Raw genomic sequence first — 12,730 nt, forward strand, 5'->3', positions numbered from 1 at the left:
GGGCAGAGGGCTATGAAGTCCGCGCGGAAATCACTATGTGCGCCGACGATCATGGCAACCCAATTTCCTGAACCGCCCCGCGTGGGCATGGTGTCGCTCGGCTGTCCCAAGGCACTGGTCGACAGCGAACGCATCCTCACCAAGCTGCGCTCGGACGGCTACGGCCTGTCGCAGGACTATGCCGGTGCCGATGTCGTGCTGGTCAACACCTGCGGCTTTCTCGACAGCGCCAAGGAGGAAAGCCTTGAGGCGATCGGCGAGGCGATGGCCGCCAATGGCCGCGTGATCGTCACCGGCTGCCTGGGGCAGGAAGCCGAGATGATCCGCGCGCGCTTCCCAAACGTCCTGGCGATCAGCGGCGCGCACCAGTACGAAGCCGTCGTCGGCGCGGTGCATGATCACGCGCCGATGCCGCCCAATGCCTTTCTGAACCTGGTGCCCGAAAGCGGCCTGAAGCTCACGCCGCGCCATTACAGCTATCTGAAAATTTCGGAGGGCTGCAACCACCGCTGCTCATTCTGCATCATCCCGTCGATCCGCGGCGATCTTGTCAGCCGCCGCCCCGACGCGATCCTGCGCGAAGCCGAAAAGCTGATCGAAGCGGGAACGCGCGAATTGCTGGTCATCAGCCAGGATACCTCGGCCTACGGCGTCGACATCCGCAAGGAACCGCGCGCCTGGAAGGGGCGCGAGGTCGTGCCGCACATGACCGATCTGGCGCGCGAACTGGGGCGTCTGGGGGCATGGGTGCGGCTGCATTATGTCTACCCCTATCCGCATGTCGATCAGGTCATCCCGCTGATGGCCGAGGGGCTGGTGCTCCCCTATCTCGACATCCCGTTCCAGCACGCCGCGCCCGACGTGCTTCGCCGGATGCGCCGCCCCGCCAATGAGGCCAAGGTGCTCGAACGGCTCAAGGCGTGGCGCGCGATCTGCCCCGACATCGCGATCCGATCGTCGTTCGTCGTCGGCTTCCCCGGCGAAACCGACGCCGATTTCGAATATCTGCTCGACTGGCTCGACGAAGCCCAGCTCGACCGTGTCGGCGCGTTCCGCTTCGAACCGGTCGAGGGTGCCGCCGCCAATGCGCTGCCCGATGCCGTGCCCGAGGAGGTGAAGGAAGAACGCTACGCTCGCATCATGGAGCGCACCGCTGCGATTTCGGCGGCCAAGCTCCAGGCCAAGGTGGGCCGCGAGCTCGACGTGATCCTTGACGCGGTCGACGATGAAGGCGGCGCGACCGGCCGCTCGCAAGCCGACGCCCCCGAGATCGACGGCGAAGTCCATCTGCGCGACACCTTCGATCGCAACCCCGGCGACATCATCCGCGTGCGGATCGAGGACGCCGACGACCATGACCTGTTTGGAGTGCCGGTCTAGCAAGCGGTCGTCACCCCGCTCACTGCGGGGTGACGATTGGGAGGCTGGTAGTCTGGGCGGTGCATGACTACCCTCTGGGCCGATGACCGATTTCACCCCCTGCCTCGCCCCCGATCGCGGCCAGCCCGCCCACAGCATCCACCTGGTCGATCCCGCGGGTTATGACGACTGGCTCAACCGCCAGCCGCCGCGCCACCGCGCCGCCATCGCCGCCCACCGCATGAAGCCGACGGGCTATGCCAGCGCGATCCTGCCCGGCGATGCGCCCGAAAGCTGGTCGGTCGTCACGATCGTCGCCAACACCCAATCGCTGTCGCCCTGGTGCCTGGCGCGGCTCGCTGAAACATTGCCCGAGGGCGTGTATCGCGTCGAGGGTCATGAACCCGGCGTCGCGATGCTCGGCTGGCTGCTCGGCCAATATCAGTTCGATCGCTATCGCAGCGACCCGCCCACCGGCGCGCGCGTGCTGCTAACCGGCGAGCCCGCCCGTATCGACGAAACGCTGCGAATCGCCCGTGCCACCGCGACGGTGCGCGATCTGGTCAACACTGGCGCTGCGGATCTTGGCCCCGCCGAACTCGAATCGCACGCCGCCGCGCTGGCAAAGGCGCATGGCGCGACGCTCGCCGTGACCAAGGGCAGCGACCTCGAACGCGGCTTTCCGATGGTGCATATCGTTGGCCAAGCGGCGAGCCGGGGCCGCGAACCGCGCATGATCGAACTCACCTGGGGCCGCCCCGATGCGCCGCGTGTCGCGATAATCGGCAAGGGTGTGTGCTTCGATTCGGGTGGGCTAGACATCAAGCCGTCGTCGGGCATGCGGCTGATGAAGAAGGACATGGGCGGCGCGGCGCACGCGCTGGCGCTGGCCGAACTGGTGATGCAGGGCCGCCTGCCCGTCCGCCTGCATCTGCTGATCCCGGCGGTTGAAAATGCGATTGCGGGCAACGCCTTTCGCCCCGGCGATGTATTGCCCAGCCGCAAGGGGCTGACGGTGGAAAATACCAACACCGATGCCGAAGGGCGGCTGATCCTGGCCGACGCGCTAACCCGCGCGGGCGAGGAAAGTCCCGAGTTGATCCTCGATTTCGCCACCCTCACCGGCGCGGCGCGGGTGGCGCTCGGCCCCGATCTGCCGCCATTGTTCACCGGGAATGAGGCGCTGGCCGAAGCGCTGCTGGCGGCGGGGGTGGCACAGGCCGATCCGATGTGGCGGCTGCCGTTATGGGATGCCTATGACGAGATGCTGAAATCGGACATCGCCGACATGGTCAACGCCCCCGATGGCGGCATGGCGGGCGCGATCACCGCCGCTTTGTTCCTGCGAAAATTCGTCCCCGCCGACACCGCCTGGGCGCATCTCGACGTATTCGCCTGGCGTCCGGTCGCCAAACCCGGTCGCCCCAAAGGCGGCGACGCCTACGCCCTGCGCGCTGCCTGGGCGATGCTGAAGGCAAGGTACCCCTGACCACCCTCTCCCGCCTGCGGGAGAGGGTGCGAGACTTGGGGTCGCCCTTGCGGCCCCTAGTGGTCCGATTCTGACATTTGCTACCCCCTTCGGCTCAGTCAGGAGCAAATGTCAGAATCTCCAGGACCACTAGCAATTATGTGATTCTAGTGGATTTTATGATTTTGATATTCGCAGCGAGAGCGTGCCGCAGGCGGGATGCGAATGTCAAAATCAATCCACTAGTCGCAGCGGTGAGGGCTCTTTTTGCGACCGGGCAGATAAGGAAACAGGCCCTCACCCAACCCTCTCCCGCAAGCGGGAGAGGGCTTTAACCCGCCACCAGCACCGAACCACCACCGGCACGGTCGCGCCCTCCCGCGCCCGCAAGCCAAGCGCGCCGGTTCACGCCGCCGCTGCCGCAGCTTCGATGATCGGCACGAACTTCGCGGCGGTCAGGCTTGCCCCGCCGACCAGCGCACCATCGACTTCGGGGGTCGCAAGGATGCTGGCGGCGTTCGCGCCGGTCACCGATCCGCCATAGAGGATACGGATGCCGCTCGCCGCGTCGCCCACCAATTGCCGCATCTTGGCGCGCGCGATCGCGTGGATCGATGCGATCTCCTCCGGCGTCGGCGTCCGCCCGGTGCCGATCGCCCAGCGCGGTTCGTAGGCGAGCGTGAACCAGTCGCCGGTCGCGTCCTCGGGCACCGATTTCTCGATCTGCGCCTGTACGACTCGCTCGGCGCGCCCGGCATCGCGTTCGGCCTCGGTCTCGCCGCAGCACAGGATCACCTTCAGCCCAGCCGCGCGCGCGGCTTCGGCCTTGGCCCAGGCATCCTGGCTGGTCTCGTTCTGGTCGGTGCGCCGTTCGCTATGGCCGACGATCACCGTCGTCGCACCTGCCTCGCGCAGCATGCCTGCCGACAGGCAGCCGGTGTGCGCGCCGCTGGGGTTGGCATGGCAATCCTGCCCGCCGATCGCCAGCGCGCCGGCATAGACCGCCGCCGGCCCGATCAGCGTCGCGGGCAGCGCCAGCGCCACGTCGACCTGGGGATTGGCCGCGACGGCGGCGGCAATCGCCTCCACCTCGGCCAGATCGGCCCACATCCCGTGCATCTTCCAGTTGCCCGCCACCATCTTGCGCCGCGTCATGTCGTTCCCCCGGGATTTTGTCTGTGGTTGCGGAAGCGATAGCAATTGGGCGACGCGGCACAAGCTTGATGGCGCGCGCCGACCGCCCTAAAGCACCCCGCTCTATCTTCCGTCACAGCGATCGGTCCTTCATGCTCAGCTTCTTTCGGCGCATCACCAAATCGCGCATCGGTGTGATCGTCACACTCGGCGTGCTCGCGGTCATCGCGCTCGCCTTCGGGCTGAGCGACATCTCGAACGTCGCCCCCACCGGCGGCTCGGGCGCGACGGTGGTCGAAGTCGGCGACGCCGCAGTCACCGACACCGAATTGCAGCAGCGCACCCGCCTCGCGCTCGATGCGCTGCGCCAGCAGCAGCAGAATGTCGACATCAACGCCTTCATCGCGCAGGGCGGGCTGGAAAGCGTGATCGACCGTACCGTCAACGGCCTGGCGCTCGACCAGTTCGCGCAAAGCTCGGGCATGGTCGCGTCAAAGGCGCTGATCGACGGCCAGATCGCCAGCATCCCTGCGTTTCAGGGCTTTGACGGCAAGTTCAGCCAGGTGAACTACGAACGCGCGCTGTCGGCACAGCGGATCAGCCAGACCGATCTGCGCGACGACATCCGCCGCGAACTCTATGCCCAGTGGCTGCTCGCCCCCACCCAGGGCGCAAGCCAGGTGTCGGCGCAGCTGGCGACGCCTTACGCTTCGCTGCTGCTCGAAAAGCGCGCGGGTCAGATCGCGCTGGTTCCCGCCAGCACCGCCGGCATCGCCGCACCATCGGACGAAGTCGTTGCCAAATTCTACGCCACCAACCGCGCACGCTACAACGTGCCGCAGCGGCGGGTGCTGCGCTACGCCGTCGTCACGCCTGAGCAATTCGCCGCCACCGCGCAGGTGAGCGACGCCGAAATCGCCGAGGCCTATCGCGCCGCCGGTGATCGCTACGCCCCCAGCGCCACGCGCACGCTGCAACAGGTGATCGTCGCCGATCAGGCCGCCGCCAACCGTATCGCCCAGGCAGTACGTGGCGGCACCTCGGTCGAGGTCGCAGCCCGCGCCGCCGGGCTCGAAGCGACGACGCTCGCCGATGTTTCCAAATCCGATGTCGCCGGCCGCAGTGCCGCCGCTGTCGCCGACGCCGCCTTCGCCGCCAATGACGGCAGCGTCGCCGGGCCGGTGCGCTCGCCCTTTGGCTGGCACGTCATCCGCGTTGCCGGGGTGTCGCAGTCGGCGGGTCGCCCGCTGGCGTCGGTGCGCGACGAACTCGTCACCGAAATCCGCAAGCGCAAGGCGCTCGAAGCACTCACCGCGATTCAGGAAAAGCTCGACACCGGCATCAATGACGGCGCGACCTTCGACGAACTGATGGGCGACACCAAGCTGCAGGCGCAGCGCACCGCGCCGGTCATCGCCAGCGGCATCAACCCCGACGCCCCCGACCAGCGCCCCGATCCGCGATTCGCGCGCCTGTTCGAGGCAGGCTTCGCCGCCGAACAGGGCGATTCGCCGCAATTGGTGCAGCTTGGCGAGGACGGCACCTTCGCGGTCGTCGGGCTCGAGCGGGTCGTGGCCGCCGCGCCGCGCCCGCTGGCGCAGATTCGCGACCGAGTCGTTGCCGACTGGCAGCGCGATCAGGCGCAACAGGCCGCGCGCCGTCAGGCGATGGCGGTGATCCAGAACGTCAATCGCGGCACCGCTTTGCCCCAGGCGGTTCGCACCGCCGGGGTCAACGGCCCCGAAGTCCAGTCGATCAACGTCTCCCGCGCCGATCTCGCCGCGCGCCGCGAGCAACTGCCGCCGCCGGTCGCGCTGATGTTCAGCATGAAGCAGGGCACCGCCAAATTGCTCGAAGCCCCGGGTCGTGAAGGCTTTTTCGTGGTGTCCGTGACCAGCATCGAACGCGGCGATGCCAAGGGCAACACCAACGCGATCAATGCGACCCGCCAGGGCCTGGGCAGCGTCATTGGCCGCGAGTATGTCCAGCAATTCACCGCCGCCTCGCGTGCCGCCGTCGGGGTAAAGCGCGACGAAGCCGCAATCACGCGGCTGCGCACCACCCTCACCGGCAGCGGCGAGTGATCGAAGGCGTCGAGGCCGCCCGCGCCGCGCTAGCCGATGGCCGCGCGGCGATGGTGTGGCGTCGCCAGCTCGCCGACACCGAAACCCCCGTCGCCGCCGCGCTCAAACTGATCGAGCCGGGGCGCGGCGATTTCCTGCTCGAATCGGTCGAGGGTGGCGCGGTGCGCGGGCGGCACAGCCTGATCGGTCTTGCCCCCGATCTGGTGTTTCGCGCCGCCGGCCATGCCGCCGAAATCAACCGCGACTGGCTGACCGATCGCGAAGCCTTTGCCCCGTGCGACACCCCCACGCTCGAATCGCTGCGCGCGCTGGTCGCCGCCTGCCGCGCCGATGTGCCGCCCGAACTGCCGCGCGCGCTTGCCTGTCTGGTCGGCTATTTCGGCTATGAGACGATCGGCCTGGTCGAAAACCTGCCGCGCCCCGATGCGCGTGCGGTCGACATTCCCGACATGATCTTCGTCCGCCCCACCGTCATCCTGGTGTTCGATCGCCTGGCCGACGCGCTGTTCGTCGTCGCGCCGGTCTGGCCCGAGGGCGATGTCGACGCCGCTTGCGATCGGATCGACGCCGTGTCGGCCCGGCTCGCCAACGCCCCGCTGCCACCTGCCCCGCGCAGCGACGCCCCGCCCGTCGAGCCGACCCCGGTGCTCGCGCCGGGTGCCTATGCCGCGATGGTCGCGCAGGCGAAGGAATATATCGCGGCTGGCGACATTTTTCAGGTGGTGCTGGCGCAGCGCTTCACCGCGCCCTTCGCGCTCCCGCCGATCGAACTCTATCGCGCGCTGCGGCGGATCAACCCGTCGCCCTTCCTCTATCACCTCGATCTGCCCGGCTTCGCGCTGACCGGTTCGAGCCCCGAAATCCTGGTGCGCGTCCGCGATGGCGAGGTGACGATCCGCCCGATCGCCGGCACCCGCCCGCGCGGCAAGAACGCCCAAGAGGACGAAGCCAACCGCACCAGTCTGCTCGCCGATCCCAAGGAGCGTGCCGAACATCTGATGCTGCTTGATCTGGGCCGCAACGACACCGGGCGAGTCGCCAGCGCGGGCAGCGTCCGCGTCACCGACAGCTACACCGTCGAATTCTACAGCCATGTCATGCACATCGTCTCGAACGTCGTCGGCACGTTGCGCGACGATGCTGACGCGATCGACGCGCTATTCGCTGGCTTCCCGGCGGGCACCGTCAGCGGCGCGCCCAAGGTTCGCGCCTGCCAGATCATCGCCGAATTGGAGCCCGAGGCACGCGGTGCCTATGCCGGCGGCGTAGGCTATTTCTCGCCCGACGGATCGATGGATAGCTGCATCGTCCTGCGTACCGCGCTGGTGAAGGACGGCGTCATGCACGTTCAGGCAGGGGCCGGCATCGTCGCCGACAGCGACCCCGCGTCGGAACAACGCGAATGCGAAGCCAAATCGGGCGCGCTCTTCGCCGCCGCCCGCGAGGCAGTGGCGCGGGCGGGCGAGGCCGGGTTCGGCCAATAGCCTACCGCGTCATTCCCGCGACGACGGGAATGACGCAAAGCGGTCACGGCACCAGATTATCGCGCCGCTGCTGCTCGCGCTGTTGCGCGCGCCAATTGTTCAGGAACTGCGCGGTACAGCCGCTCTGGCCGCCGGTGCCCACCGGCGAACAGCTATCGGGCAGCCCGGCGCGATTATCCTCCATCATCTGTTCGGCGCGCACCGCCCAGGCGGTATTGGCGGGATTGGCCGGCGTTTCGCGCAATTCCTCAGGGATGCGGTACACTTCGCTGGGGTCGAGCAGTCCGCACACCACGATCTCGTCGCCCACCGCCGGCGGGCATTTTTCATCGCCTACCAGTTGGACATTGCGGATACGCTGCGGCGGCCGCCCCGGCTCACGCGCCTCCTGCGCCAGCGCCGGCAACGGGGCCATCATCACGGCGGCGAGCAATATCCAGCGGTTCATTGAAATCTCCATGCATGCGAAACGACCCTTGCGCGTCCAAGGTTGCGGATAGCTGAACGAAAGCCCACCGATTGCGCCGCCGGGCAATCGCGTTAAGTGGACATCCATGATCCTCGTCATCGACAATTACGACAGCTTCACCTGGAACCTGGTCCATTATCTGATGGAACTGGGGGTCGAGGTGCGAGTCGAACGCAACGACGCGCTCAGCGTGCGCGAAGCGATCGCCACCAACGCGCAGGCTTTCCTGATCTCGCCTGGCCCCTGCACCCCCAATGAAGCCGGGATCAGCCTGGACCTGGTCGCGGCCTGCGCCGACCTGGGCAAGCCGCTGCTCGGCGTGTGCCTCGGCCACCAGGCGATCGGCCAGCATTTCGGCGGCAAGGTGGTGCGCGGCGGGCTGATGCACGGCAAGACCTGCCCGGTTGAACATGACGGCACCGGCATGTTCGCAGGGCTGCCCTCGCCCTTTACCGCGACCCGCTATCATTCGTTGATCGTCACCGATGTGCCGGGCGATCTGGTGGTGAACGCAACCGCCGCCGACGGCAGCGTCATGGCCTTTCGCCATACCACGCTGCCGATCCACAGCGTGCAATTCCACCCCGAAAGCATCGCCACCGAACATGGCCATGCGATGCTGGCAAACTTCCTGCGCGAAGCCGGCCTACTTTCTTCCCCCCTCCCGCTCGCGGGAGGGGTCGGGGGTGGGACTTCTTCGCTGCCCGACCGTTCGCCGACACCCCCTCCCCTAACCCCTCCCACAAGTGGGAAGGGGATTTGAGCGTGCTCCCCGATCCCCACGCTCCCCTTTCCCACCAATCCGCCGCTACCGCCTTCGCCGACATCCTCGACGCCCGCGTGCCCGAGCCCGAAATCGAAACCTTCCTCATCGGCCTCAGCGAGCGCGGTGAGACCAGTATCGAGATCGCCGAGGCCGCGCGCGCGCTACGCGAGAGGATGATCCCCGTCGCTGCCCCCGATGGCGCGATCGATGTCTGCGGCACCGGCGGTGACGGGCATCACACGCTCAACGTATCGACCGCCGTCGCGCTCGTCGTCGCGGCATGCGGCGTTCCCGTCGCCAAGCACGGCAACCGCGCCGCTTCGTCAAAGGCGGGGGCCGCCGACACGCTCGAAGCCCTCGGGCTGAACCTCGATCGCGCCACCGCCAGCGCGCAGGCGACGCTCGATGAACTCGGCATTGCCTTCCTCTTCGCCGCCAACCATCACCCCGCATTGAAGCGGCTCGCCCCGGTGCGCCGCCGGATCGCGCGTCGCACGATCTTCAACCTGATGGGGCCGCTCGCCAATCCCGCCGGCGTTCGCCGGCAGCTTATCGGCATCGCCCGTCCGGATTATGCGCCGGTCTATGCCGGTGCGCTGGGGCTGTTGGGGATCGAGGCCGCCGCCGTGGTCGCAGGGCAGGATTCGCTCGACGAACTGTCCTGCGCCGGCCCCAGCGTGGTGGTGAATGTCGGCAACGCCGCGCTGCCCGAATGTATCACCCCCGAAGATGCCGGGCTGGCCCGCCATCCGCTCGCCGCCATTCGCGGCGGCGAGGCTCCCGAAAACGCCGATGCCCTGCGCGCATTGCTGGCCGGTGCGCCAGGTGCCTATCGCGACGCGGTGCTGCTCAACGCCGCCGCCGCGCTGATGCTCGCGGGCAAGGTCGAAACCCTGCCCGATGGTGCCGCGCGCGCCGCCGAAGCAATTGACAGCGCGCGCGCCGCTACCCTCCTCACTCGCTGGATCGACCGCGTATGACCATGCTCGACGATATTCTTGCCGCCAAGCGGATCGACGTCGCCGCCCGCCGCACCCGCGCGAGCATCGCCGATCTCGACGCGCGCGCCGCCATCCAGACCGCGCCGCGCGGCTTTCGTGCCGCACTCGATGCCAAGGCGGCGACTGGCTATGCGCTGATCGCCGAAATCAAGAAGGCCAGCCCGTCAAAGGGGCTGATCCGTGCCGATTTCGATCCCCCCGCGCATGCCCGCGCCTATGCCGCCGGCGGAGCGGCCTGCCTGTCGGTGCTCACCGACGAACCGGGCTTTCAGGGGCATGACGATTATCTGGTCGCCGCGCGCGCCGCCTGCCCGCTGCCGGTATTGCGCAAGGATTTCATGGTCGACCCCTGGCAAGTCGCCGAATCGCGCGCGCTGGGGGCCGATGCCATCCTCATCATCGTCGCCGCGCTCGACGACGGCGCGATGGCCGAGATCGAGGCCGCCGCGATCGAACGCGGCATGGACGTCCTGGTGGAAGTCCATGATGCCGACGAAATGACCCGCGCGCTGCGGCTGCGATCGCAACTGATCGGCGTGAACAACCGCAATCTCAAGGACTTTACCGTCGATTTCCAGCGGACTTACGAACTCGTCCATTCGGCCCCGCCGGGCTACACCTTCGTCGCCGAAAGCGGCCTCACCGCCCGCGCCGACCTGGACGCGATGGCTGCCGAGGGCATACGCTGCTTCCTCGTCGGCGAAGCGCTGATGCGCCAGGCCGATGTCGAAGCCGCAACCCGTGCGCTGGTGGGGTAAACAAGCGGCACCCCGATCGCTGCGGTTTCAGCAGCGATCGCTGCCCTTCAAGCTGCGATAGCCAAGGCACGCTGCCATCCGCGGCGACAAAGCGCCTGCCAATACCGGCGACAAGTCCCGCCGAAAATGCCGCGCCATCGTCAGGATCGCTTTGGCATTAGGCTCAGCCGCATCGCGGATCGTGCGGATCAACTCGGGCGGGAACAGCGTGGAGGCCGGCAAAACGCCATCATCGGGCAACATAGATAAAATGCCCGATCGTGCGACCGGTACGTGCTTCGCACACTGCGTCGCCCATGCTTTGGGCATTGGGCTTCAACAGCTTCCAGGTCGACGAATGATCGGCGGCACCGACGCGAAAGACGCAGCCATTGCCCATCGAATCGGCGAAGTGCAGATGCACCGCTTCGGCCTCGATTTCGGGATGCGGGATCAGGATCTTGCCCTTGCGGCTGGCGATTCGCACCGACGACGCCGGCACGACATCGGCCTCTTTGGTGGGCTCATAATGGCCGGGAAGGTCGATCACGCTCAGCGCGAAGGTGCGCCCGGTCTTGTTTTCGACCACGATCGACATCGCGTCGGTGCCCAGAAGCGCAAGTGCGGCCAATGCAAAGCTCATCGCATCTCTCCTTCAGGGTCATATGTTGGGGCCGTGTGCATGTGCGCGCCCTGATCGCACAGCATCCGGAGGTTGCTGGCCTGTTCGGGGTCGATGTCCCCGTCCAGGACCAGTGCAGTGGTACGCCCCACCCCTGCCCGCAGCGCATCCAGCCGGATGAGCCAATGGCCGATCCATTTCGACCGCGACCAAAACTGTCCCTCCAGCACCATGTCGCGGGTCAGCCGTCCGCCGGTTTCGCGGCGAAGGACGATCATCGACGATGGCTGGCGAGTCAGCGCCATGCATGCATGCGCTGAAAACCCATGCCCGGCGGGCAAGATGATCGTCGCATGAGTCAGCCACCCGTCATCGGTGGCATGGCAATGTTGCGACGGCAGGTTCGGTCGTATCGTCGGTCTTGTCAGATCAGCCAGCGGAGGCATGACGAACATTGCAACTGGCTCCACCACCTGACGGGCTTTCTTCAGGAAGCCCTTTCCCTGGATGATAAGTATCACCGGGAATGAGATAGCTCCAATCGAAAGCTATGGCGTTTTTCGATAGCTTACCGCTATAGCGCTGCCCTATGAAAATACGGCAGCTCGAATATCTGGTCACGATCGCCGACACCGGCTCGTTCGCCAAGGCAGCGGCGACGCTCAACGTGTCGCAACCCACGCTCAGCCAGCAGATCCGCACGCTCGAGGCGTATTTCGGCGTACCCCTACTCGAACGATCGTCCAACGGCGCATGGCCGACCCCGCCGGGCCGCGAAATCGTCGAGCGCGCCCGCACCATCCTGCGCGACATGGGCGAGCTGGCGCATGTCGCGCGCCGCGCCGGCAGCCGGATTTCGGGCACGATCCGCCTCGGCACCACGCCGACGCTGGGGCCATATCTGCTGTCGCCGGTGATCGCCGAATTGCACCAGGTGCTGCCCGAGCTTCGCATCCATGTGCGCGAAGGCATCCCCAATCATCTGGCCAGCGACCTGTCGAAAGGGCAGATCGACCTGTATCTGGGGCCGCTGCCGATCCAGGATACGCTGTTCCACATCGAACCGCTGTTCCGCGAAAGCCTGCATCTGGTGGTGGCAAAGGATCATCCGCTGGCCCGGCAGGATCGGGTGACCGCCAGCCAGTTGGTCGACCTTGCGGTATTGTCGATCGACGAGCGCCACCATTATCACCGCCAGGTCAGCCGGATCGTCGAGAAATTCGGCATGCGGCTGGCGGCGGATTACGAGGGCACTAGCCTCGACAGCCTGCACCAGATGGCCGCCAGCGGCCTGGGCGCGGCGATCCTGCCCTCGCTGTATCTGGCATCGGACGTCGGCGGCCTGTCGGGGCTAGCGATCGTAAAGGTCGCTGGCTGGGACGCCTATCGCTCGATCGCGCTGGCCTGGCGCCGCTCGACCACGCTGTCCGAACAATTCGTGGCAATGGGCACCCAGATCGAACGCGCCGCCCGCGCCATGACCGAGGGCAACATCCACGCCCCCGGCCCAATGGTAGATCATCCGGGAAGCGCGAACCCGGTCCCGGTCTCGACGCCCATCGCCTAGTGGATTGATTTGACATTCGCATCCCGCCTGCGGCACGCT

General features: G+C 67.0%; 12 protein-coding genes and 1 pseudogene. 8 read left to right on the forward strand and 5 right to left on the reverse strand.

What is annotated here, in order from left to right; all coding sequences use genetic code 11:
• Positions 1–51: 51 nt before the first annotated feature.
• The gene (rimO, locus tag QU44_RS02985) at positions 52–1,380 is read left to right on the forward strand and encodes a 30S ribosomal protein S12 methylthiotransferase RimO (RefSeq protein WP_033920040.1); all 1,329 of its coding nucleotides are present in this window, start codon (positions 52–54) and stop codon (positions 1,378–1,380) included.
• An 82-nt stretch (positions 1,381–1,462) separates the two neighbouring features.
• A complete protein-coding gene (locus tag QU44_RS02990) occupies positions 1,463–2,848 on the forward strand; it encodes a leucyl aminopeptidase family protein (protein ID WP_033919982.1) in 1,386 nt (461 codons plus the stop codon).
• A 384-nt stretch (positions 2,849–3,232) separates the two neighbouring features.
• Here the strand turns inward: QU44_RS02990 and tpiA are convergent, their stop codons facing one another.
• Entirely contained in the window at positions 3,233–3,982 is a 750-nt protein-coding gene (gene tpiA, locus QU44_RS02995; RefSeq protein ID WP_033919984.1) for a triose-phosphate isomerase, read from the reverse strand.
• Positions 3,983–4,113: 131 nt separating this feature from the next.
• On the opposite strand from tpiA, the gene QU44_RS03000 reads away from it, so the two are divergent.
• Positions 4,114–6,045 carry a peptidylprolyl isomerase gene (locus QU44_RS03000; protein ID WP_033919985.1) on the forward strand — a complete coding sequence of 644 codons (1,932 nt, stop codon included), beginning with the start codon at positions 4,114–4,116 and terminating at the stop codon, positions 6,043–6,045.
• 50 nt (positions 6,046–6,095) lie between these two features.
• Complete coding sequence (locus tag QU44_RS03005; protein WP_081987838.1) at positions 6,096–7,529, forward strand: anthranilate synthase component I family protein; 1,434 nt, start codon at positions 6,096–6,098, stop codon at positions 7,527–7,529.
• A 43-nt stretch (positions 7,530–7,572) separates the two neighbouring features.
• On the opposite strand, the gene QU44_RS03010 is transcribed toward QU44_RS03005, so the two are convergent.
• On the reverse strand, positions 7,573–7,977 hold the full coding sequence (locus tag QU44_RS03010; RefSeq protein WP_033920041.1) for a hypothetical protein: 405 nt from the start codon (positions 7,975–7,977) through the stop codon (positions 7,573–7,575).
• 106 nt (positions 7,978–8,083) lie between these two features.
• Here QU44_RS03010 and QU44_RS03015 point away from each other — a divergent pair.
• From QU44_RS03015 to trpC, 3 genes and pseudogenes are all read left to right on the forward strand, one after another.
• A pseudogene (locus tag QU44_RS03015) lies at positions 8,084–8,647 on the forward strand (anthranilate synthase component II); the annotation flags it as partial.
• A 110-nt stretch (positions 8,648–8,757) separates the two neighbouring features.
• A complete protein-coding gene (gene trpD, locus QU44_RS03020) occupies positions 8,758–9,744 on the forward strand; it encodes an anthranilate phosphoribosyltransferase (RefSeq protein ID WP_033919987.1) in 987 nt (328 codons plus the stop codon).
• Positions 9,741–10,523, forward strand: a complete 783-nt coding sequence (trpC, locus tag QU44_RS03025; RefSeq protein WP_033919988.1) for an indole-3-glycerol phosphate synthase TrpC — start codon at positions 9,741–9,743, stop codon at positions 10,521–10,523. The genes trpD and trpC overlap by 4 nt, the downstream gene beginning before the upstream one ends.
• Positions 10,524–10,550: 27 nt before the next feature.
• Here trpC and QU44_RS03030 read toward each other — a convergent pair whose 3' ends face one another.
• From QU44_RS03030 to QU44_RS03040, 3 genes are read right to left on the reverse strand one after another with little or no spacing between them, the layout of a single operon-like run.
• Entirely contained in the window at positions 10,551–10,766 is a 216-nt protein-coding gene (locus QU44_RS03030; RefSeq protein WP_033919989.1) for a hypothetical protein, read from the reverse strand.
• Positions 10,753–11,145, reverse strand: a complete 393-nt coding sequence (locus QU44_RS03035) for a hypothetical protein (protein ID WP_033919990.1) — start codon at positions 11,143–11,145, stop codon at positions 10,753–10,755. The genes QU44_RS03030 and QU44_RS03035 overlap by 14 nt, the downstream gene beginning before the upstream one ends.
• Complete coding sequence (locus tag QU44_RS03040) at positions 11,142–11,579, reverse strand: hypothetical protein (protein ID WP_156140893.1); 438 nt, start codon at positions 11,577–11,579, stop codon at positions 11,142–11,144. Before QU44_RS03040 ends, QU44_RS03035 begins: the two co-directional genes overlap by 4 nt.
• Positions 11,580–11,713: 134 nt before the next feature.
• Here QU44_RS03040 and QU44_RS03045 point away from each other — a divergent pair, with 134 nt between their 5' ends.
• A complete protein-coding gene (locus QU44_RS03045; RefSeq protein ID WP_081987827.1) occupies positions 11,714–12,691 on the forward strand; it encodes a LysR family transcriptional regulator in 978 nt (325 codons plus the stop codon).
• Positions 12,692–12,730 lie beyond the last annotated feature (39 nt).

It is taken from the genome of Sphingomonas sp. 37zxx, from assembly GCF_000786205.1.
Classification (GTDB): Bacteria; Pseudomonadota; Alphaproteobacteria; order Sphingomonadales; family Sphingomonadaceae; genus Sphingomonas.

Bases quoted from the DNA above. Each gene is read 5' to 3' on its own strand.
- QU44_RS03035 (WP_033919990.1), bottom strand. From the start codon at position 11,145: ATGAGCTTTGCATTGGCCGCACTTGCGCTTCTGGGCACCGACGCGATG.
- QU44_RS03000 (WP_033919985.1), top strand. From the start codon at position 4,114: ATGCTCAGCTTCTTTCGGCGCATCACCAAATCGCGCATCGGTGTGATC.
- tpiA (WP_033919984.1), bottom strand. From the start codon at position 3,982: ATGACGCGGCGCAAGATGGTGGCGGGCAACTGGAAGATGCACGGGATG.
- QU44_RS03040 (WP_156140893.1), bottom strand. From the start codon at position 11,579: ATGTTCGTCATGCCTCCGCTGGCTGATCTGACAAGACCGACGATACGA.
- QU44_RS02990 (WP_033919982.1), top strand. From the start codon at position 1,463: ATGACCGATTTCACCCCCTGCCTCGCCCCCGATCGCGGCCAGCCCGCC.
- rimO (WP_033920040.1), top strand. From the start codon at position 52: ATGGCAACCCAATTTCCTGAACCGCCCCGCGTGGGCATGGTGTCGCTC.
- QU44_RS03010 (WP_033920041.1), bottom strand. From the start codon at position 7,977: ATGAACCGCTGGATATTGCTCGCCGCCGTGATGATGGCCCCGTTGCCG.
- QU44_RS03005 (WP_081987838.1), top strand. From the start codon at position 6,096: ATGGTGTGGCGTCGCCAGCTCGCCGACACCGAAACCCCCGTCGCCGCC.
- QU44_RS03045 (WP_081987827.1), top strand. From the start codon at position 11,714: ATGAAAATACGGCAGCTCGAATATCTGGTCACGATCGCCGACACCGGC.
- QU44_RS03030 (WP_033919989.1), bottom strand. From the start codon at position 10,766: ATGTTGCCCGATGATGGCGTTTTGCCGGCCTCCACGCTGTTCCCGCCC.
- trpC (WP_033919988.1), top strand. From the start codon at position 9,741: ATGACCATGCTCGACGATATTCTTGCCGCCAAGCGGATCGACGTCGCC.